21 protein-coding genes are annotated in these 20,907 nt (G+C 38.5%); 19 read left to right on the top strand and 2 right to left on the bottom strand.

Going from position 1 to position 20,907, the window contains the following annotated elements; all coding sequences use genetic code 11:
- Positions 1–456 (bottom strand): hypothetical protein (locus ACIQ7T_RS04100; RefSeq protein WP_402868784.1); only part of this gene is annotated, 456 nt, incomplete at its 3' end.
- 104 nt (positions 457–560) lie between these two features.
- On the opposite strand from ACIQ7T_RS04100, the gene ACIQ7T_RS04105 reads away from it, so the two are divergent.
- Positions 561–1,121 (top strand): glycerol-3-phosphate acyltransferase, encoded by a 561-nt coding sequence (locus ACIQ7T_RS04105; protein ID WP_402868786.1) that lies wholly within the window; start codon positions 561–563, stop codon positions 1,119–1,121.
- A gap of 4 nt (positions 1,122–1,125) precedes the next feature.
- On the top strand, positions 1,126–2,667 hold the full coding sequence (locus tag ACIQ7T_RS04110) for an aminotransferase class V-fold PLP-dependent enzyme (protein WP_402868788.1): 1,542 nt from the start codon (positions 1,126–1,128) through the stop codon (positions 2,665–2,667).
- Between the two features lie 21 nt (positions 2,668–2,688).
- Here ACIQ7T_RS04110 and ACIQ7T_RS04115 read toward each other — a convergent pair whose 3' ends face one another.
- Positions 2,689–3,657, bottom strand: a complete 969-nt coding sequence (locus ACIQ7T_RS04115; RefSeq protein ID WP_402868790.1) for an asparaginase — start codon at positions 3,655–3,657, stop codon at positions 2,689–2,691.
- Between the two features lie 358 nt (positions 3,658–4,015).
- On the opposite strand from ACIQ7T_RS04115, the gene prsW reads away from it, so the two are divergent.
- The 17 genes from prsW to hepT all read left to right on the top strand — a co-directional run bounded on the left by prsW (position 4,016) and on the right by hepT (position 20,858).
- The gene (gene prsW / locus ACIQ7T_RS04120) at positions 4,016–4,690 is read left to right on the top strand and encodes a glutamic-type intramembrane protease PrsW (RefSeq protein ID WP_370075937.1); all 675 of its coding nucleotides are present in this window, start codon (positions 4,016–4,018) and stop codon (positions 4,688–4,690) included.
- A 519-nt stretch (positions 4,691–5,209) separates the two neighbouring features.
- Positions 5,210–6,031, top strand: coding sequence for a spore cortex-lytic enzyme (gene sleB / locus ACIQ7T_RS04125; RefSeq protein WP_370075935.1), 822 nt, complete (start codon positions 5,210–5,212; stop codon positions 6,029–6,031).
- 15 nt (positions 6,032–6,046) lie between these two features.
- On the top strand, positions 6,047–7,330 hold the full coding sequence (locus tag ACIQ7T_RS04130; RefSeq protein ID WP_370075933.1) for a PepSY1/2 domain-containing protein: 1,284 nt from the start codon (positions 6,047–6,049) through the stop codon (positions 7,328–7,330).
- Between the two features lie 84 nt (positions 7,331–7,414).
- Complete coding sequence (locus tag ACIQ7T_RS04135; RefSeq protein WP_370075931.1) at positions 7,415–8,074, top strand: flagellar brake protein; 660 nt, start codon at positions 7,415–7,417, stop codon at positions 8,072–8,074.
- A 209-nt stretch (positions 8,075–8,283) separates the two neighbouring features.
- A complete protein-coding gene (gene cmk, locus ACIQ7T_RS04140; protein ID WP_370075929.1) occupies positions 8,284–8,958 on the top strand; it encodes a (d)CMP kinase in 675 nt (224 codons plus the stop codon).
- A 102-nt stretch (positions 8,959–9,060) separates the two neighbouring features.
- Positions 9,061–10,197: a 30S ribosomal protein S1 gene (gene rpsA, locus ACIQ7T_RS04145; protein WP_370075927.1), complete on the top strand. Its 1,137-nt coding sequence runs from the start codon at positions 9,061–9,063 to the stop codon at positions 10,195–10,197.
- A 237-nt stretch (positions 10,198–10,434) separates the two neighbouring features.
- Positions 10,435–11,745: a ribosome biogenesis GTPase Der gene (der, locus tag ACIQ7T_RS04150; protein WP_370075925.1), complete on the top strand. Its 1,311-nt coding sequence runs from the start codon at positions 10,435–10,437 to the stop codon at positions 11,743–11,745.
- A 195-nt stretch (positions 11,746–11,940) separates the two neighbouring features.
- The gene (locus ACIQ7T_RS04155; protein ID WP_370075923.1) at positions 11,941–12,957 is read left to right on the top strand and encodes an NAD(P)H-dependent glycerol-3-phosphate dehydrogenase; all 1,017 of its coding nucleotides are present in this window, start codon (positions 11,941–11,943) and stop codon (positions 12,955–12,957) included.
- Positions 12,958–13,401: 444 nt separating this feature from the next.
- Positions 13,402–13,611 (top strand): DUF2768 domain-containing protein, encoded by a 210-nt coding sequence (locus ACIQ7T_RS04160; RefSeq protein ID WP_370075921.1) that lies wholly within the window; start codon positions 13,402–13,404, stop codon positions 13,609–13,611.
- Between the two features lie 25 nt (positions 13,612–13,636).
- Positions 13,637–14,428, top strand: coding sequence for a hypothetical protein (locus ACIQ7T_RS04165; RefSeq protein ID WP_370075919.1), 792 nt, complete (start codon positions 13,637–13,639; stop codon positions 14,426–14,428).
- Positions 14,429–14,519: 91 nt separating this feature from the next.
- Complete coding sequence (spoIVA, locus tag ACIQ7T_RS04170; protein WP_370075917.1) at positions 14,520–15,998, top strand: stage IV sporulation protein A; 1,479 nt, start codon at positions 14,520–14,522, stop codon at positions 15,996–15,998.
- 199 nt (positions 15,999–16,197) lie between these two features.
- Positions 16,198–16,470, top strand: a complete 273-nt coding sequence (locus ACIQ7T_RS04175) for an HU family DNA-binding protein (protein WP_004232618.1) — start codon at positions 16,198–16,200, stop codon at positions 16,468–16,470.
- Positions 16,471–16,950: 480 nt separating this feature from the next.
- On the top strand, positions 16,951–17,520 hold the full coding sequence (gene folE, locus ACIQ7T_RS04180) for a GTP cyclohydrolase I FolE (RefSeq protein ID WP_370075915.1): 570 nt from the start codon (positions 16,951–16,953) through the stop codon (positions 17,518–17,520).
- A 63-nt stretch (positions 17,521–17,583) separates the two neighbouring features.
- A complete protein-coding gene (mtrB, locus tag ACIQ7T_RS04185) occupies positions 17,584–17,802 on the top strand; it encodes a trp RNA-binding attenuation protein MtrB (protein ID WP_049666799.1) in 219 nt (72 codons plus the stop codon).
- Between the two features lie 574 nt (positions 17,803–18,376).
- Complete coding sequence (locus ACIQ7T_RS04190; RefSeq protein ID WP_402868795.1) at positions 18,377–19,144, top strand: heptaprenyl diphosphate synthase component 1; 768 nt, start codon at positions 18,377–18,379, stop codon at positions 19,142–19,144.
- Between the two features lie 15 nt (positions 19,145–19,159).
- The gene (locus ACIQ7T_RS04195; protein WP_370075911.1) at positions 19,160–19,864 is read left to right on the top strand and encodes a demethylmenaquinone methyltransferase; all 705 of its coding nucleotides are present in this window, start codon (positions 19,160–19,162) and stop codon (positions 19,862–19,864) included.
- A 19-nt stretch (positions 19,865–19,883) separates the two neighbouring features.
- Complete coding sequence (gene hepT, locus ACIQ7T_RS04200; protein WP_370075909.1) at positions 19,884–20,858, top strand: heptaprenyl diphosphate synthase component II; 975 nt, start codon at positions 19,884–19,886, stop codon at positions 20,856–20,858.
- Positions 20,859–20,907 lie beyond the last annotated feature (49 nt).

Raw genomic sequence — 20,907 nt, forward strand, 5'->3', positions numbered from 1 at the left:
GACGGATAGAAGGGCAAGAGCGACGGAAAGAGAACGAAGCGACGGATAGAAGAGCCAGAGCGACGGATGAAAGAGCCGAAGCGACGGATAGAAGGGCCAAAACGACGGAAAGAGAACGAATCGGCGGATAGAAGGGCCAAAGCGACGGATGAAAGAGTCGAAGCGACGGATAGAAGGGCAAGAGCGACGGAAAGAGAACGAAGCGACGGATAGAAGAGCCAGAGCGACGGATGAAAGAGCCGAAGCGACGGATAGAAGGGCCAGAGCGACGGATGAAAGAGCCGAATCGACGGAAAGAGAACGAATCGGCGGATAGAAGGGCCAAAGCGACGGATGAAAGAGCTGAATCGACGGATAGAAGGGCAAGAACGACGGAAAGAGATTGAATCGACGGATAGAAGGGTCACAGCGACGGATAGAAGGGCCAGAGCGACGGAAAGAGAACGAATCGCTCATCGAATGCCTCCAGGAAAGCGCCCAGTCGTAAGGAAATCACCCCCGCGTTAAGGTGTTAATACATAATTTCTCTAATGGAAGTTGAGAAAAAAAGGTGTGAAAGAATGCTTGGATTATATTGGATTCTTAGTTATATTACAGGGAACTTTATGACGGCGTATGTCGTTGGAAAAGCATATGGTGTTAATTTACAGGAAGAAAGAAGTAGAAACTTAGGGGCTAGAAATGCTGGTAGTGTGATTGGGAAAGGTGCTTTTCTATGGACTTTTTTAGGGGACTCTTTAAAAGGTGCGCTCATTGTTGGTATAGGGCGTTTATTGCATTTCGAAGAATGGGTAATTGTGTTAGGCGCTAGTTTGGGCATGCTTGGTCATATGTTTCCGTTTTGGCTTAAGTTTAATGGGGGAAAAGGAGTAGCAACTTTTATAGGTGTAGGTCTGACATTATCTCCGAGCTTATTTTTCATGATGGTTGTAGGGACAGCTATTACGCTTGGTGTAACTAGAAGTTTAACACTTAGTATGTTAGGTGGCTTTGTTTTATATGTTGGAGCGATTGTTTATACAGATAAATTACTGTTATACATACCGATACTAGTAGCAATAAGTTTTATGCTTATTAAACATATGACGAATATTAAAGAGTCTTTAGAGAGAAGGAAGTGATTATATGTATTGGTGTAAAATTGCGCATACAGAAGTGGAGTTTGAGGAAATTGCACGATTAAATTATGAAACCTTTGTCGAAGAAATTCCACAGCATAAACCAAACTCTGAAAGGAAAAAAGTTGACCGTTTTCATCATGAAAATACGTATATTGTTGTTTATAAAGGAATAGAACTTATAGGCATGCTTGCATTTAGAGATCAGAGGCCGTTCTCAATTGATGAAAAGATAGGAAAGGTTGAGCAGTATTTATCAAAAGAGATTAGTACTAAGCTATGTGAAATTAGATTGCTTGCCGTTAAGAAGGCTTACCGAACAGGAAGAGTACTGCTGAAATTGACGCAGGCATTGACTGCTTTTGCGTATGAAAAAGGTTATTCGGCAGCGGTTATCTCAGGTACTACTCGTGAAGAGAAGCTGTATAAGCAAATGGGCTTTACCCAATTTGCACCTGCTACAGGGACAGAGGGTGCTTTATTTTTACCAATGGTATTAACTAGACAGCAGTTTGAAAAATCTTTACAGCAAAGACTTGCGAAGGAGTGCCATACTTTTTATCCAGGTCCAGTGAAACAAAGAGAACCATTTATGTATTCAGAGCTTTCTCATCGTTCATTAGGCTTTCAATCATTATTTGAGCAAATGAGAAATAAGTTGCTTCAATTATCAGGAGCGGAGCATGTAGCTACAATTGTAGGGACTGGGACATTGGCAAATGAAGTTATGCTCGGGCAATTGAAGGCTCAACAATTAGGGCGTGGACTAATTTTAACAAATGGAGAGTTTGGAGAACGTCTTCGGAAGCAAGCAGAGAGATGGTCATTGGATTTTGATGTAATGGAGCAAGATTGGGGAAGTTCCTTTGATACAAATATTTTGGACGCTTATTTGCAAAAAAGATCTTATCAATGGCTTCTTGCAGTGCATGGAGAAACGTCGACTGGTACTTGTAATGATATTAAGGAAATTTTACAGCTTACAAAGCGATATAATATTAAGCTTTGCATTGATAGCATTAGTTCTTTCGGAGCAATGCCATTTTCTTTAAAAGATTGTTATTTAGCGACTGCGGTGAGTGGAAAAGCAATTGGTGCGCTCAGTGGTTTGGCTTTTGTTTTTTCGCAAAACATTGTGAAATCTTCTTCAACATTACCTGCTTATCTCGATTTAGCTATTTACCAGCAAGGTGAGATTCCATTTACATTACCAGCAGTACTTGTTGCAAATGTTACTGCAGCATTACAAGCATATCCAGAAAGATATGGACAGTTACAGCAACGTTTTAAAACATTACTGCAACTACCATTTATGCACTACCAAGTTTCAACTAGACCGTATCCGATGTTGGTCACTTTACAACTTCCTAAGACTTTGGCAAATCTACAGAGTGATTTAAATTTAAATGGTTATTATGTTCATGCAGATAGTCAATACTTACGTCAAAGAGATTTCATACAGCTCTCTGTTATTCAACCGGACTTTGAGATAGCAATCCATCATTTACATAAAATCTTGAATTATTATAAGCAAATTGTAGAGGCATAAGCCTAATTGAATACAATAGTCTTACATGAAAAATTCCTTTAAATCAAGAGGAGTTTCTACTTTGTTGAGCCCAATTAATAATTTTAGTCGCGCCTTTTGACCATTGATACCAGTTGCAAATATAGCTCCTAAGTCTTCGAGCATTTTGCCACCGCCAACATAGCCATAAACTCCTTCTGCGATACCATTAAAACAACGGGATACGAGTATAACAGGAATACCGCGCTCTAAAAGACTTTCAATACCTTTAACAACTGTTGGAGGGACGTTGCCTTGTCCAAGGCCTTCTAACACAACGCCATCGTATTTACATGCGAGTACTACATTAAGTAAGTCATCCTCCATACCAGCATACACTTTCAGCATGGCTACTCGTTTTGATAATCCATCAATTTCTACATATTGACGGCGGAGAGGGGCATGATGAAATAATATTCTTGATTTTGTAATAAGTCCAATCGGGCCATATTGAGGTGACTGAAAGGTATTTACCGAACTAGTGCTTGTTTTTGTAGTGTTAACAGCAAGGTGGACCTCGTCATTCATGACAACAAGCACACCTTTCTCTCGAGCTTCTTCATCAACGGCCACACGAACGGCTTCTACTAAATTATAAATACCGTCTGCACCGAGTTCGTTTGAGGAGCGCATTGCACCTGTTAAGACAATAGGAATTGATAAATCAGTCGTTAACTCTAAAAAATAAGCTGTTTCTTCTAATGTATCAGTACCATGAGTGATAACAACGCCATCAATTTTCTCCTCTGCAACTTTTTTGATTATAAGATTACGTAATTTAAGCATTTCTTTTTGTGTAATATGTGGTGATGGGAGGTTAAAAACCTCCATTTCAATAATTGTGGCAAGTGCATCAAGTTTACTGCTCTCCTTCATTAGAGGATTTTCCTTGTTTGGCATAACGGCACCTTCATCACTCATCGCCATAGAAATTGTTCCACCTGTATGAATTAATAAAATTGTTTTTTTCATAAAAAATATTTATCTCCTTTTAAAAAGTTTTATGTCATATCATGGTATAATAATAGCAGTTTATCTTCATGTAATAGATATTTATTGTCGAAAACGGAAGCTTAAGTCTAATAAGTTTTCCACCTGAGCTATACGGATATATTTTTTATGCAGGTGTCCAATATTCGGTAGATAAAGATAAACTTAGGATATGGAATTTTACATCCTTTGAAAACGCCAAAGTTAACCAACATTATGCGCTGTCGCTTCGCTTTTGCGCAGAAAATATTTGTTAATACTTTAGAAGGATGTCACGAATTTTAAAATCTTAACATAAATATGTCAAGGCGAAAATGATTTTTTGAAAGGAGCCGGCATCATGATCATTTTATTATCAGCTGCCATTGCTCCCGGTCTAGCGCTTTTTAGTTACTTTTATTTGCGCAATCAGATGGCAACGGAGCCAAGAAAAACCTTACTTCAAACGTTTTTGTATGGCGCATTTTTAACGTTCCCAATCTTGTTCTTACAATATGTACTAACAGAGGAAGGGGTCTTTCGTTATCTTTATCTACAAGATGTAGTTTTTTCTAGTGTAGTTGAAGAGTTTTTTAAATGGTTTGTTCTTTTGATCGCAATCTACAATCATGTAGAATTCGATGATCCTTATGATGGCATACTGTATGGTGCAAGTATATCTCTTGGTTTTGCTACGATAGAAAATGTGCTTTATTTATTTTCTTTCGGTTTGAATACTGCATTTATGCGTGCATTATTACCTGTATCGAGTCATGCTTTGTTCGGTGTTGTAATGGGCTATTATTATGGACGTGCCAAGTTTTCTAAGCTTGCAAAGACGAAAGAAATGATTGCTATGGCGCTATGTGCACCGGTAGTATTACACATTTTATATAATACAATTTTATCATTCAAAGGGTATTGGGTATATTTAATGATCCCTTTTATGCTATTTTTGTGGTGGTTTGGGCTACGGAAAGTCAAGCTCGCTCACTATCACCTAGTACAACATTTGCATATGCATAAAAAAATATAAAGCGTAGAAATCTAAAAAAGATTTCTGCGCTTTTCTATTTTTAACTTCTTTCAGCAAATGTTCCTTTGTACCGAAAGCGTAGCGACAGGTATAGGAATCTTCTTCCTCTATAGGTGGTGAGATGAATACGGATTTAAGTTATTTTTCAGCGGGTGTCCAAACACCTGTAGCTGACGCTTCGCTTTCGCTACAAAAAAATTGCTGAAATAAAGGAACTCAGTCTAAGAACGCCACGTCCTGTGGCAACGACTGAGTGACCAACTTCGTGTCGGCCTAAAGCCTCCGGCGGATGTCACGGAATCGGAAAGGAGTTCTTAGGGGATGTTAGCCTAAAACCATCGCATCCATGCGATAACGGCTAACTGACCTGCATCGGTGCCGCTGCCGCTTCGCTTTCGCGCAAAAAACATCTGCAGGCCTAAGCACAAAGCCGATTCCAGACGCAATTTTGCCGAGGCAAAATTGATATGTATAAAATGAGTCGTTTGTTTCAAGCTATGAAAAAAAGGAGTGATGATAATGCGTTTAGTAAGCATAGTTTTTGCTTTGATGTTGGGGATTAGTATATTTGCTATTCCGCAAAATGACGCCATTGCATTTACCGAGCAACAGATTTCTCGTGGTGCTTATGGAGATGATGTAATTGAGCTACAGGCAAGGCTACAATACTTAGGATTTTATAAAAGTAAAATTGATGGAAAATTTGGCTATAACACATATTGGGCTTTACGAATTTTCCAAGAGAAATATGGTTTACCAGTAGATGGAATAGCCGGTGCTAAAACTAAAAAAACTTTATCGGGTTATTCAGATTACGATGAAGGATGGGTAAAAGCGCAATTAAATGCAGGAAATCAATTTACTTATTATGGTGGAACGCCACTTGAACAGCAAGTGAAAACAAACACTGGTGGCGGTGGTGGAGGAGGTAAAAGTAGTGGCAGTACTAATAATAATGGGACTAAAACTCAAGTACCTCCAAAGTATACTGACAGAGATGTACAGTTAATAGCGAATGCGGTTTATGGTGAAGCTAGGGGAGAGCCTTATGAAGGTCAAGTGGCTGTAGCGGCTGTTATTTTAAATCGTTTGGAAAGTCCTGAATTCCCAAATACTATTTCAGGTATTATTTTCCAACCACTAGCATTTACTGCAGTGGCAGATGGGCAAATTTGGCTTGAACCAAATGAACGTGCAAAAGAAGCAGTTCTTGATGCTATGAATGGATGGGATCCTTCGGAAAATGCACTGTATTATTTTAATCCGAAAACAGCAACAAGTAAGTGGATTTGGTCACGACCTCAAATTAAACGAATTGGAGAACATATTTTCTGTTCATAAGAAAGGAGGAAAAAAATGAGAACTATGCTCGTTATACTCACTGCGGCAGTTATTGGATTAGGGGCATATAGCATTAATATGCACGGAAAAAATGCAAGTTTACAACGTACTGTGCTAGCTCAGTACACAGATAATTTAACGGATGCATCCGAGAAATTATCTCATCTACAACAAGCAGTTTCACAATCTCTATTGTTTCGGGATGACAATGCCATTCACAATGAGTTAGATTCCGTTTGGCGACTAAGCTCTGACGTTCGATCTTCCATGTCGAATATTCCTATCGGGCAGGAAATGTCGAACGACTGGCTAAGTTACTTAGGACGTCTAGGAGATGAGGCAAAGAAAACATCTAAAACTGGTGATTATAAAGCTTGGCGAGAAAAAATGCCACAAGTCTCAACGAATTTACAATCACTTTCAGATGAATGGTCAGCTGCAACAGTAGATTTTTATAAAAATAACGGTAAAATGGATGTTTGGTTAAGACAAGTAGATACGAAAAACCCAAATACGACTTTTGATAATGTACAAAAGACATTAAAGGGTTACAGTGAAAAAGACTTCCCGCTTACATTAAGCGAATCAGATTGGCAGAAAAAAATAGATCTTAAAGCATTACAAGATTCAGTCATTACTGAAAAAGAAGCATTGGAAAAAGTAAAACAATTATTCCCTATCATAAAAGATGCAACATTTACTGTGACGAAAAGTAGCGATACTGCACCATATCCGTTTTATCATATCCAATTCCACCAAGATATTCGTTTAGGATATGTCGATCTAACAGAAAAGGGTGGACATTTAATATCCTATTTAGTGGAACGTCCAGTAGATGAAGCAAGGCTATCACAAGATGAAATCATGAACAAAGCTGAAGAATATGTAAAACGACTTGGGATGAATGATGTTGCATTTGTGGAATCTCGTGAAAACCATCAAGCGTGGCATGTGACATTTGCACGTGTTCACCCTGGCGATAATGCATTGATTTATGCAGATGGGGTGCAATTGAAACTTGCTAAGGATACAGGCGAGTTACTTGGTGCAAATGCGATGGAATATATTCAGGCAGAGACGATTAAACCACAAACTCCAAAACCAATTGATTGGAGAACTTTCTTCGATGATGATGTGAAAGTACAAGAAGTGAAAAATATTTATACAGATAACGGCTCATTTGAACAACGTCTTTGTTATGAGGTAATTGCGGTCCGTGATAAAAACGCGCAAGAAACATTCCGAATTGTTATTGACGCTGAAAATCACAATGTTTTAAAAGTGGAATATTTAACTTAATATAAGAAAAAACTACCAGTCTATATAGCCAAATTGGGCATCTCGTGCGATAATAAATGTATATTTGTGTTCGGGGAGATGCTCATGGAAATAAAAATTGGTACACAATTAGAACTAGAACCAACTTATACAGAGAGTGTTGAAAAATTCCGCTGTAAAGTTGTAGAACAAAAAGAAAATATTGTTTATATCGATTATCCAATAAATGTTGCCACAAAGAAAACAGCTTTTTTAATAGATGGTTCTGAATTTAGAGCAACTTTTCGCACGGAGGATAAACAATCATTTGCTTTCAATACTGAAGTGATTGGACGTAAAGCTGGTAATATACCTATGATTATGTTGCATTGTCCACAGGCAGATGACTTTATCAAAATTCAACGTCGTGAATATGTACGTGTGGAAACGCCTGTGGATGTAGCGATAAAGTTTAAGGATTACAAATATCAGCTAGTAACATCGGACATTAGCGCAGGTGGTTTGGCAGTGATCTTGAAAGGGGCAATTGCTTTCCAAGATGGTGATGAGGTTCAGCTAACAATCGTTTTACCATATGCCAATGGGGATGTAAAATACGTGGTCACAGACGCGATGGTTGTTCGTATATACGAAAAAGATGATAAAAAAATTGCAACTATTCAACTAACAGATACCGATGATGTAGACCAACAGCATATTGTTCGTTTCTGTTTTGAACGTCAATTAGTGAATCGTCGTAAAGAAATAAATCCTTTTGATGCTTGATTTTTACAAAGCCGATTCTGGACGCAATTATGCCGTGGCATAATTGATTGGTCTTCCCAACCTCTATTGGTGAGTAGGAAATTCCATGAAATTTCTGTAGGGAGTTTACATTACCTTCAAATCAAGTAGTATTTTGATTTCAGAAAGCCCTCTGCTTAAAGAGGGCTTTTTTATGATACAATATGGTGTGTTAGAAAGTAGGGGAAAATATGAAGAAAAACATTCAAATTGCGATTGATGGACCGGCTGGTGCTGGGAAAAGCACAATCGCGAAAATTGTTGCAGAGGCACTTGGATTTACTTATATCGACACAGGTGCTATGTATCGTGCTGTGACGTATAAAGCAATGCAACAAAACATACATTTAGATGATGAAACAAAATTAGCAGAAATGCTAGCATCCAGCACAATTGAATTAAAGCCTTCTGCTGAAGGACAACTTGTCTTTTTAGACGGGAAGAACGTGTCGGCAGAAATTCGATCTAATGAGGTAACTTCATCTGTTTCACAAGTAGCGGCACATGCTAAAGTACGTGAACTATTAGTAGCACAGCAACAAAAGCTTGCGGCTAATGGTGGTGTTGTTATGGATGGGCGCGATATTGCTACGCATGTATTAAAGACTGCAGAACTAAAAATTTTTATGTCCGCAACTGTAGAAGAGAGAGCAAGACGTCGTTTTATGGACAATCAAAAACGAGGAATCGAATCTTCTATTGAAAAGCTTCAAGAAGAAATTGCCCTGCGCGATAAAATGGATAGCGAGCGTGAAGCATCGCCACTAATTCAAGCGGAAAATGCCGTATTTTTAGATACGACAGCATTGTCAATTGATGAAGCAGCACAGGCCATTTTAAAATTAGCGCAAGAAAAAAGGGTGTAAATCCTAAAATTTCAGACATTTTTTGAATTTAAAGGATTTATTTTTGTCTTTATCTTCAATTTCGAATAAAATAGTAAGGGAAGATGCGAAGGAGGGTTACATATGTCTGAAGAAATGAACTATGCAGAACAAACGTTTAACGAAGGTGATATCGTCAAAGGTATTGCAGAGCAAGTTGATGAAAAAGCGGTAACTGTTTCAATTCCAGGTGCACCATTTGACGGTATTGTACCAATAAGTGAATTATCAAGCTTACACATTGAAAAAGCGTCTGACGTAATTTCTGTTGGAGATGAGTTAGAGTTGATGATTACAAAAGTTGAAGAAGAAAACTATGTATTATCAAAACGCAAAGTAGATGCTGTAAAAGCATGGGATACACTTGAACAACAATTCAACGCTGAGGAAATTTTCGAAGCGGAAGTAAAAGATATTGTTAAAGGCGGTCTTGTCGTTGATTTAGGAGTACGTGGCTTCGTTCCAGCATCCCTAGTAGAAGACCACTTTGTTGATGATTTTGAAGACTATAAAGGTAAATCTCTTAGCTTTAAAATTGTTGAGCTAGATAAAGAAAAAAATCGCTTGATTTTATCACATCGTGCTGTAGTGGAAGCTGAAAAAGCTTCTCAAAAGAAAGATGTTATTAATCAAATTAAAACTGGCGATGTTTTAGATGGTAAAGTACAGCGTATCGCATCATTTGGTGCATTTATTGACCTTGGTGGTATTGATGGCCTTGTGCATATTTCACAAGTGTCTCATGAGCATGTGAGTGATGTGAGCGAGGTTTTATCGGAAGGACAAGAGGTGAAGGTAAAAGTTCTTTCTGTAGACCCAGAAAATGAGCGTATTTCGCTATCCATTAAAGAAACGATTCCTGGTCCTTGGTCGAACATCGAAGAGCGTGCAGCTAAAGGAACAGTGCTAGATGGAAAAGTAAAACGTCTTACTTCATTTGGAGCATTTGTTGAAGTTTTCCCAGGTGTAGAAGGTTTAGTGCATATTTCACAAATCGCGCATAAGCATATTAACACGCCACACGAAGCGCTAAAAGAGGGACAAGATGTACAAGTAAAAGTGCTTGACGTTAATGCTGAAGAAGGTCGCTTAGCATTAAGTATTAAGGATTTACTTGAAAACCCTGAGGCAGAGGAAGTAGTCGACTATGAATTACCAGAAGAAAACACAGGCTTCTCTTTCGGTGATGTCATTGGCGATAAACTGAAAAATTTTAAATAAACTAGACATGCGAGGATGCAGTTTGTGTCCTCGCTTTTTTATGGAGGAAAATAGATAGAAGAGTCAAAGAGCCAAAGAGCCACATCGAACCACCAAATTTAAGAGGAAATGATGAAAAAAATACCAGAGAGATGAATAGAACGGTACATAGCGCGCTCGTTTATGGATATGATATGATATAATGGCATTTTTCGTGTATAATAGCGAAAGACAAGAAGTTGGAAGGATGAAGTACAGATGACGAAACCAGTAGTAGCCATCGTAGGTCGTCCGAACGTAGGTAAGTCGACGATTTTTAATCGTATCGTTGGAGAACGTGTATCGATTGTGGAAGACATTCCAGGAGTTACACGCGACCGTATTTATAGTTCGGCAGAGTGGTTAGCACATGATTTTAATATTATTGATACAGGTGGTATTGAGATTGGGGACGAACCGTTTTTAGAACAAATTCGTCAACAAGCAGAGATTGCCATTGATGAGGCGGACGTTATTGTCTTTATGACAAATGGCCGTGAAGGTGTAACAGCTGCTGATGAGCAAGTAGCAAAAATTTTATACAAAACAAAAAAACCGGTCGTTTTAGCAGTGAATAAAATTGATAACCCGGACATGCGTGAGATGATTTATGATTTCTATGCGCTTGGCTTTGGTGAACCTTGGCCAATTTCTGGTTCTCACGGCTTAGGCTTAGGGGATTTATTGGATGAATGTGCAAAACATTTCCCTAAGGAAGATGAAGATCAATATGGGGACGAAGTTATTAAATTCTCGTTAATTGGTCGTCCAAATGTGGGGAAATCTTCGTTAGTAAATGCATTTTTAGGCCAAGACCGCGTAATTGTTAGTAATATAGCGGGTACTACTCGAGATGCTATTGACACGCCTTATGAGTATGATGGACAGGAATATGTCATTATTGATACTGCCGGTATGCGTAAAAAAGGAAAAGTATACGAAACGACAGAGAAATACTCTGTATTGCGTGCGTTACGTGCAATTGAACGCTCTGATGTTGTTTTAGTTGTTCTTAATGCAGAAGAAGGCATCCAAGAGCAAGATAAAAAAATTGCAGGCTATGCGCACGAAGCAGGAAAAGCTATTGTTATTGTTGTTAATAAATGGGATGCTGTTGAAAAAGACGAAAAAACAATGAACGTCTTTACACAACAAATTCGCGAGCATTTCTTATTCTTAGACTACGCACCAATTATTTTTGTTTCGGCCAATACAAAGCAACGTGTACATCAAATTTTACCGATTATACAACGTGTAAGTGAGAACCATGCAATGCGTATTCAATCATCTATCCTTAATGAAGTGATTGAGGATGCAGTGGCACGCAACCCAGCACCAACTGATAAAGGCCGCCGTCTTCGCATCTACTATGCTACCCAAGTTGCGATACAGCCACCTACTTTTGTGGTGTTTGTTAATGAGCCAGAGCTAATGCATTTCTCTTATGAACGATTTTTAGAAAATCGTATTCGAGAAACATTTGATTTTGAAGGAACGCCAATTCGTTTAATTACCCGTGCTCGTGCTTAGGAAAAATATACACATACAATACGCCAACCCGACAATTATTGTTGGGTGGCGTCTTTTTACAAGAGAGGAAAGAATAATTTTTCTAATGTCTACTAATAAGATTGCTTTGAAAGCTTTACTGTTATAAGCCTTTCTCTAGCATTTTTTGTAACTAATAGGAGTGAATTGTCTTTTCAAAACAAGGGAGGTTTTTGAATGGAAAAAGTTTGTGTGTTAGGGGCAGGCTCATGGGGTTCAGCGCTTGCGATGGTGCTTGCAGAAAATGGGCATGATACACTTCTATGGACTCATCGAACAGATCAAGCTGAAGAAATTAACAACCTGCATACAAATAGGAAGTATTTACCTGAAACGGTACTACCGACAAATTTGTATGCGACAAGCGATATTGCTAAGGCAGTTGCTCATTCGGAGACAATTGTCGTAGCCGTGCCTACTAAGGCTATTCGAGAAGTATGTGAAAAAATGATAGCAGAACTCGATAAAAAAGTACTGTTTGTTCATGTTTCGAAGGGGATCGAGCCTGATACATTAAAACGAATTTCAGAAATTCTGGCAGAAAGTCTACCAGCTGAATGTGTAGAAGAGATTGTTGTACTTTCAGGTCCAAGTCATGCAGAGGAAGTTGTCTTACACCACCCGACAACTGTTACAGCCGCTTGTGCAAGCATTGAAGCCGCAGAAAAAGTACAGGATTTATTTATGAATCAATTTTTCCGCGTCTACACAAACAAAGATGTGATTGGCGTAGAAATAGGTGGCGCCTTAAAAAACGTAATCGCATTAGCTGCGGGTATTTCAGACGGCTTAAATTATGGTGATAATGCCAAAGCAGCACTAATTACTCGAGGATTAGCTGAGATTTCACGTCTTGGTGTTAAAATGGGGGGGAATCCATTTACATTCTCAGGACTTACAGGCATGGGAGACTTAATTGTAACATGTACAAGTGTGCACTCTCGTAATTGGCGCGCGGGTAATTTACTGGGGCAAGGAATGAAACTGCCAGAGGTACTAGACCAAATGGGCATGGTTGTTGAAGGGGTTCGCACAACAAAAGCTGCCTATCAACTAGCAGAGAAATATGATGTTGCTATGCCAATAACTACTGAGCTATATAGTGTTCTATTTAGTGATATAGAACCGAAAGTAGCGGTTGATGCATTAATGATGCGTATGAAAAAGCGAGAAATCGATGACATGATATATTGATAATATATATTTGTAGAGTAAAATAGGTAATCATTATACCTGATCTATAAGGTTTGTCATAAAATGGACATAAATAAGGTGTCTCAGTAAATAACTGAGACACCTTATTGTGTGCTTCTAATGGAATAATCTATAAAATTATAAAGGTTGTCCATTTAACTTCTTTCAGCAGATGTCTCCTACCTCAGTAGGTGGTGGTATGATGCGGATTTAAGCTACTTTTCAGAGAGTGTCCAAACACCCGCTGAAAGAAGTTAAAGCCTCCGGCGGATGTCACGGAATCGAAAAGGAGTTCTTTGTGCAAGCACAAAGGCGATTCCGGACGCAATTATGCCGAGGCATAATTGATTGATAGTTATAGGACAACTATTTCTTTTTAGCGAAAGCACATAGTATAATATACTTTGATTGTTTCGAGACGTTAAAGAAAGGTGGTTGTCTTAAATGGGTCCGTTAAAACATTTGCCTGCGCTTGATGTAATGTGGGTATCATTTTATTGTATCGGCTTTATGATTATATCTGTCGGGTTAATTTATTTAGCTCGTAATAAGGTTTCGAACGTTTTTTTACGTACAATCGTAAATTTAATTGCATACATACTGTTTGGACTTGGCACATTTTTAATGGTACTAATTGTAGCAACATGGCCATGATAAAAAATGATGAGGTGGAAGTGACATGAAAAAACTAAGTGCTTTTCTTTTGGTAATCGTAACCGCAGTGCTTCTAGTAGGTTGTGCATATCCAGAGGATGAAAAAAGGGCGAAATTAGTACCTGATGCTGACCAGTTAGCTGCTGTTCAGCGTGCGGTTGATGAATACCGTGAAGCAACTGGAGGCCTAGTTCCAATTAAAAATAGCGAGCTAGATACAGATATATATATAAAATATTTAATTGATTTTGAAAGACTAATGCCTAAATATCTTGCACAAATTCCAGGGAACGCCTATGAAAAGGGTGGGATTTTCCAGTATATTATTTGGGATCCTGAGAATGAAGCTAAAGTAAAATTGGTAGATTTAAATGCGGCAGAGCGAATTCGTGAAATTAATATTCAAAAACTTGCTACCCAATATTTACCGATAAAGGGTGCGACTTCTGATAATGTATATCAAATTAACTTTGAAGAATTGGGCTATAAAACAGATGTAACTGTGAAAAGCCCCTATTCTGGTGCCGAATTACCAATATTTATGACAGGCGATGGTGAAATGCATGTGGACTATTCAATCGATTTGGGTCAACTACTAAAGGAAGACAAGCCTAATGTGAAGCCTGGAGATGATATTCGTCAGCTACTTGTAGATAAATATCCAGTAGTACCAGCTTATTCTTTACCATATACAGTAGATGAAAAAGGTGAGCCAATTTATTTTATGGACGCCTATAATAGTGACGCAAAAAAAGCTAGAGAAAAAGCTAGAGAAAAAGCAATTCAAGAGTCTGAATCCAAAAATAAAAAAGATTAGTTACTAAGCTCCTTACATTTGTGAGGAGCTTTTCATATTTATCTATCAGCTCGCATATAGTGAAAAAGCGTAGATAAAGGAGGCAGAAACCTTGAGTGAAGCAGTATTTAGAGAAATTGCAGAGCGCACAAATGGCGATGTTTATATTGGTGTTGTCGGTCCAGTACGTGTAGGTAAATCAACATTTGTAAAAAAGGTTATGGAAGCGGTCGTGTTACCAAATATTGTGGATGATACAGAAAGAATGCGTGCACAAGACGAGTTGCCACAAAGTTCGCCGGGGCCAGTCATTATGACTGCTGAGCCGAAGTTTGTGCCTGCCCAAGCAACACGTATCGCGGTCGGTGATGATGAAATGTCATTTCAAATTCGTTTAGCAGATTGCGTTGGGTATATCATTGAAGGTACAAAGGGCTATGAGGATGAAAATGGGCCGAAATATGTGCATACACCTTGGCATACAGAGCCTATCCCCTTCCAAGAAGCCGCGAAAATAGGCACAGATAAAGTTATTCGTGACCATGCCAATATTGGAATTGTTGTAACAACAGATGGCACGGTAAATGGTATAAGTCGTCGTGCGGCAGAAAAGGCTGAAGAGGAAATTGTAGAACAATTAATGGATATTGGAAAACCTTTCGTTATTGTATTAAATTGCCAAATGCCAGCACGAGAGGAAACGGTACAGCTTCGAAATGAGTTATTTGAGCGCTATAATGTTCCAGTAATTGCTACTTCAATTGATCAAATGCGTGCATCTGATATTCAGTATATTTTGCAAGAAGCATTATTTGAATTTCCAATTCGAACAATTGAAGTGGAAAAACCAGATTGGTTAGATGTTTTAGATGCAACACACCCATTGAATGTTGCATTAATTGATTCGATGGAAGAAGTGTTGTCATCTATTATGAAAATTAGAGATGTACAGCAGGCATCAGATGCCTTTAAAGCCATTGATTTTATTGACCAGAGTGAAGTGGTGCATGTGGATGCTGGTGTTGGGACCGCAGTTATTCGGGTGTCATTGCAAGGTGAGCTATATAAGTCGGTTTGCAATGAATGGCTAGATGAGCCGATTGAGACGAAGCGAGATTGGCTACTATTTATTAAAGAGGCAGCAGAAGCAAAAGAGGCGCAAAAACGCTTTAAAACTGCTATTAGTGAAGCAGATTCGAAAGGTTATGGCGTAACATTGCCGATGATGCAGGAGTTTGAGCCAACAGCACCAGAGCTCATTAAACAAAATAATTTCTATGGTGTGCGTATGAAGGCAAAAGCGCCATCATACCATATCATTCGTGTAGATATGGAATCAGAATTCGCGCCACTAATTGGCTCTGAATTCCATAGTCAACAATTACTTAAGGATTTAAATCATGCCTATTTACATGATCGTGAAGCTTTATGGAGTACACAACTTTTTGGAACTCCGCTACATGAAGTGTTAAAAGAAGGAATACGCTATAAAATGGATGCCGTTCCAGCGACAGCCAAAAAACGGATGCGACAAACAATTGAACGTATGGTGAATGAAGGGGATAGAGGATTAGTTACATTTATTTTGTAGTGAAAAAATGAAAAATAAAGCACAAAAAATTACTACAGGGCTCTTCGTTTTTATGCGAAAAGTCCTGTTATTTTTGTTTTTTGGGTGAAAAACGCATTTTTTGGTTATAATCATGTATGAATACAGTTGCGTAGCGGTTTTCAATGTGTTAATCTTTTTACAGAATTGGTTCATGACCCTTTGAGAGGAGGTGAATGGTGTGAATAAAACAGAATTAGTAAACTCTGTTGCTGAAGCTGCAGGTCTTTCTAAAAAAGACGCTTCTAAAGCAGTTGAAGCTGTATTTGATACAATTCAAGATGCTCTTGCAAAGGGTGACAAAGTACAATTAATTGGTTTTGGTAACTTTGAAGTACGTGAACGTGCGGCTCGTAAAGGTCGTAACCCACAAACTGGTAAAGAAATCGAAATCGCTGCTAGCAAGGTACCTGCTTTCAAACCAGGTAAAGCGCTTAAAGATGCTGTAAAATAATACACGTCTAGTAGTTACATAGAGCGGTCTTCATGTAAATGACATGGAGGCTGCTCTTTTTAACTTCTTTCAGCGATTCCCGACGCATTGTTTATCTGTGCGAAAGCGAAGCGACAGCAACAATTATACCGAGGTATAATTGATCTTCACTACGAAGAGTTGCGTACATAGCTAAATAAGTTAATGATACATAGAAAGATGCAATAAACATGAGTGTAAGTAACGTAGATAGAATATTATTTGAGGTCCAACACTAAAAGTTGATCCCCAGGAAAAAGCCTAGTCGGAACGGAAATCAACCACACGTTATGACGGTGAGTTATAAAATATGCTCCAAATTAGAAAGCATTAATTGGCTATTTTGCTCATATAGCGATGAATTTCTTTTGAATCAAGTAAGTCGTTTTGCGCTTACCTTTTGGATATGCTACGATGCATAAGGAAATGTGTAATGTAATGATACGCAGGAGGGTTTCACGGATGTCGAATATTGATTTATTGAAAATAGAAGAAGCAGTAAAAATGATTTTAGAGGCGGTAGGCGAAGATGTAAATCGTGAAGGTTTACTCGATACACCGAAACGTGTAGCAAAAATGTATGCGGAAATGTTTAGTGGCTTACATGAAGATGCAAAAGATTATTTTAGAACAGTGTTCCATGAAGACCATGAGGAATTAGTACTTGTAAAGGACATTCCGTTTTATTCGATGTGCGAGCATCATTTAGTTCCTTTTTATGGAAAGGCTCATGTCGCATACATACCAAACGATGGCATTGTTGCTGGACTAAGTAAATTAGGACGTGCAGTAGAAACTATTGCTCGTCGTCCGCAATTACAGGAACGAATTACTTCCACCGTGGCAGAGACAATTATGGAAATGCTCTCTCCAAAAGGTGTTTATGTAGTGATAGAGGCGGAGCATATGTGCATGACTATGCGAGGACTTAAGAAGCCAGGATCTAAAACTGTGACATCGGTTGCTCGTGGTATTTACGAAGAAGATGAAGTAAAACGTAGAGAAGTTTTATCATTTATTCAAATGTCTTAAATTGAGTGTCTAATTATGTTATGATGGACTAAGAATTTGTCGGATTTAAGGAGTGTACAAACAATGGCACAAGATTATATTGTTATTCAAGCAGAGGAAGATGGCGTACATGTAATCGGTTTAACACGAGGTACAGATACAAAGTTCCATCATTCTGAAAAATTAGATGCAGGCGAAGTTATGATTGCTCAATTTACCGAACATACATCTGCCATGAAAATTCGTGGGAAAGCACAGATTCATACAGCACACGGTGTTATAAATAGCGAAGCTAAAAAGTAATAGAACGAAATTACATTCAGAAGTGCTTATGAATGGTTTCATGTTTATTCAAATTAGTAATGGCACATATAAATCGACCAGATGTGTAAAACTAAGTAATGATGTTTTCGATTCGATTCTTATAGAGCGTGTCGAACATCGCTGAAATAGAGGAACTCAGTCTAAGAACACCACGTTCTGTGGCAATTTAGCTGTGCGAAAGCGCAGCGACTGCAGCAACACACGACTGAGTGGTCAACGTGTTGGCCCAAAGCCTCCGGCGGATGTTCTGAATCGGAAAGGAGTTCAATATAGGATGTTAGCCTAAAATCATCGCATCCATGCGATAACGGCTAACTGACCTGCGTCGTGCAGGCCTAAACATAAAGCCGGTTCCGGACGCAATTATGCCGAGGCATAATTGATAGGCAGTTGGATTTCTTCTGTTTTTTAACGGGGAAGCTCTTCTGCCTATCATGTTGAATAAAGCAAAAAATTTTTATTACGAATCGTCGCGTATGCTATAATGACTCAGTAAGCAAGCGTTAGGTCATGAAAAGACTAACGTATTTGAAAGTGAAATGGAGTAAGGTCTATGAATGCAACATACATTCAAAATTCAATTGCACAATTAAAAACAGAGATTTTCATGGATGTTCGTCATAGAACTTTGCAAAAATACACAGGAATGCCTGTGCTCGATGAAAATCAATTATTTTACTTGTTAGTTCCCTTTTTTAATGGGGAAGAGTGGCAACAAAATGAACGAGAAGCTGCAATCACTGTTGGAATTGTGTACGCAGCCTTAGCAGCGCACGATCATATTAAAGAACTAGATGCCACATCAAAAGAACAGCAGCTAACCGTTTTAGCAGGAGACTTTTATAGTGGCCGGTATTATGAGATTTTAGCGATGTCGGGAAATGTCGCATTGATTCGAAATTTGTCACAAGGAATTGTGGCACGTTGTGAACACCAAATTAAAGTATATGAGGCAGAAAAACGATCAATCGAACAATGGTTTGCCTCAATAACTAACATTGAATCAGGATTAATCTCAAAATTTTTTGAGCTCTATTCATTTGGTGATTATATTCCAATTGTGGAGAAGAGCTTATTAATCTTGCGTTTAGAAAGAGAATTGGCGACATATCAACGTGGGCAAGTATCTTTAATGAGTAAAGTTCTTGAAGAAAGCGCGAGATATACTGGAGCGACCTATGGCAACGCCATAAAGGACAAAATTGTGCAATTAAAAACAGAGCTGTTACAGGTGATAGAAAATGCATCGTTTTTACAAGGTGATGTGAAACAAGCTCTACAAGCACGTGTAGAGGCATCCATTGCTTCTACTAATGGATAAGAGAGGTTTTTCAAAATGGCTAAAACGAAAGAAGAGCACGTGCACGAAGTATTTGAAAGTATTTCGGATAACTATGACAAAATGAATGGCGTTATTAGTTTCCAGATGCATGTTGGCTGGCGCAATGATACGATGAAGCACATGGCAGTAAAACCTGGAGCGAAGGCTCTAGATGTTTGCTGTGGTACGGCAGATTGGACAATTGCATTAGCCAATGCAGTTGGTGAAGGCGGAGAAGTAAAAGGGGTAGACTTCAGTAAAAACATGCTGAAGGTTGGCGAGGAAAAGGTAAAGCCATACCCACAAATCGAGCTAATACATGGAAATGCTATGGAGTTACCTTTCCCAGACGATACTTTTGATTATGCAACAATTGGTTTTGGGCTTCGCAATGTACCAGATTATTTACAAGTTTTAAAGGAAATGAATCGTGTTGTAAAACCAGGGGGAATGGTTGTTTGTTTAGAAACATCTCAATCTGAAATTCCAGGCTATCGACAACTATTCCGTTTTTATTTTAAATATATAATGCCGATATTTGGTAAAATATTTGCGAAAAGCTATAAAGAATATTCTTGGCTACAGGAATCAGCAAATGATTTCCCAGGTATGAAGAAATTAGCGGCATTGTTTGAGCAGGCAGGTTTAGAAAAAGTAACGTACAAAGCATACAGTGGCGGTGCTGCGGCAATGCATATGGGCTTAAAAAAAGTACGTTAATGGGGGAAGGTTTTCACACGTGGAAAAGATGAAGTTAAAACTACTCTATTCCGATTTGAAATCAGATATCGATATCATTGAACAAGAATTAGAAAAAGCAGTGAACTCTTCTTCATGTTTGATCAATGATGCTTCTCTCCATTTATTGCAAGCTGGTGGCAAACGGATACGACCAATTTTTGTGTTGCTTGGCGCAAAATTTGGCGAATATGATATCGAAAAGATGAAAGATGTAGCCGTACCAGTAGAGCTTATTCATATGGCATCACTTGTGCACGATGATGTAATTGATGATTCCAATATGCGAAGAGGACGCCCGACGGTCAAATCACAATGGAATAATAGAGTTGCAATGTACACGGGCGATTTTATTTTTGCGCGTGCACTTGAATATATTACAAAGCTTGAAGACCCATTAGTTCATCAAATTTTAGCGCGTACAATGGTTGAAATTTGTAACGGTGAAGTCATTCAAATCGAAGATAAATTTAGATTAGATCAAGGATTAAAAGATTATTTTAGACGAATCAAACGAAAAACGGCCTTACTGATTTCTTCTAGTTGTGAACTTGGTGCAGTGGCAGCAGGTGTCGATCCTAAAACGGTGAGACATTTGAAACGATTTGGCTATTTTGTGGGCATGAGCTTCCAAATTATCGATGATGTTTTAGATATTATGGCAACAGATAAAGAATTAGGGAAGCCAGCAGGTAGTGATTTACTGCAAGGTAATATTACGCTACCGATTCTAATGTTAAAAGATGATCCCGTAATGCAACCTTATCTGGAAAAAGTGTTTGCAGGCACATTGACGGAAACAGAACGTCAAAATATGCTACGGTATGTGCGTAAATCCGACGCGATTGAGCAAGCTAATAAAATGAGTGATAAATATTTGAAAAAGGCATTACAGGAAATAGATGCATTACCAAAACATCCCGTCAAGAAAAAACTTCGTGATGTCGCTTTATTTATGGGTAAGCGTAAATTCTAGCTTTTTGTTGTACAAAGGCTCATTTTTTGTTAATATTTATCGGTAGGTG

The organism is Lysinibacillus sp. NPDC096212 (genome assembly GCF_044763105.1).
In the GTDB taxonomy this organism is placed as follows: Bacteria; Bacillota; Bacilli; order Bacillales_A; family Planococcaceae; genus Lysinibacillus.

Excerpts from the sequence above, each read along its gene's own strand:
- ACIQ7T_RS04110 (WP_402868788.1), top strand. The coding sequence starts at position 1,126 with ATGTATTGGTGTAAAATTGCGCATACAGAAGTGGAGTTTGAGGAAATT.
- cmk (WP_370075929.1), top strand. The coding sequence starts at position 8,284 with ATGAAGAAAAACATTCAAATTGCGATTGATGGACCGGCTGGTGCTGGG.
- ACIQ7T_RS04190 (WP_402868795.1), top strand. The coding sequence starts at position 18,377 with ATGAATGCAACATACATTCAAAATTCAATTGCACAATTAAAAACAGAG.
- der (WP_370075925.1), top strand. The coding sequence starts at position 10,435 with ATGACGAAACCAGTAGTAGCCATCGTAGGTCGTCCGAACGTAGGTAAG.
- ACIQ7T_RS04160 (WP_370075921.1), top strand. The coding sequence starts at position 13,402 with ATGGGTCCGTTAAAACATTTGCCTGCGCTTGATGTAATGTGGGTATCA.
- ACIQ7T_RS04105 (WP_402868786.1), top strand. The coding sequence starts at position 561 with ATGCTTGGATTATATTGGATTCTTAGTTATATTACAGGGAACTTTATG.
- rpsA (WP_370075927.1), top strand. The coding sequence starts at position 9,061 with ATGTCTGAAGAAATGAACTATGCAGAACAAACGTTTAACGAAGGTGAT.
- prsW (WP_370075937.1), top strand. The coding sequence starts at position 4,016 with ATGATCATTTTATTATCAGCTGCCATTGCTCCCGGTCTAGCGCTTTTT.
- folE (WP_370075915.1), top strand. The coding sequence starts at position 16,951 with ATGTCGAATATTGATTTATTGAAAATAGAAGAAGCAGTAAAAATGATT.
- sleB (WP_370075935.1), top strand. The coding sequence starts at position 5,210 with ATGCGTTTAGTAAGCATAGTTTTTGCTTTGATGTTGGGGATTAGTATA.
- ACIQ7T_RS04195 (WP_370075911.1), top strand. The coding sequence starts at position 19,160 with ATGGCTAAAACGAAAGAAGAGCACGTGCACGAAGTATTTGAAAGTATT.
- ACIQ7T_RS04115 (WP_402868790.1), bottom strand. The coding sequence starts at position 3,657 with ATGAAAAAAACAATTTTATTAATTCATACAGGTGGAACAATTTCTATG.
- ACIQ7T_RS04135 (WP_370075931.1), top strand. The coding sequence starts at position 7,415 with ATGGAAATAAAAATTGGTACACAATTAGAACTAGAACCAACTTATACA.
- ACIQ7T_RS04165 (WP_370075919.1), top strand. The coding sequence starts at position 13,637 with ATGAAAAAACTAAGTGCTTTTCTTTTGGTAATCGTAACCGCAGTGCTT.
- mtrB (WP_049666799.1), top strand. The coding sequence starts at position 17,584 with ATGGCACAAGATTATATTGTTATTCAAGCAGAGGAAGATGGCGTACAT.
- ACIQ7T_RS04155 (WP_370075923.1), top strand. The coding sequence starts at position 11,941 with ATGGAAAAAGTTTGTGTGTTAGGGGCAGGCTCATGGGGTTCAGCGCTT.
- ACIQ7T_RS04130 (WP_370075933.1), top strand. The coding sequence starts at position 6,047 with ATGAGAACTATGCTCGTTATACTCACTGCGGCAGTTATTGGATTAGGG.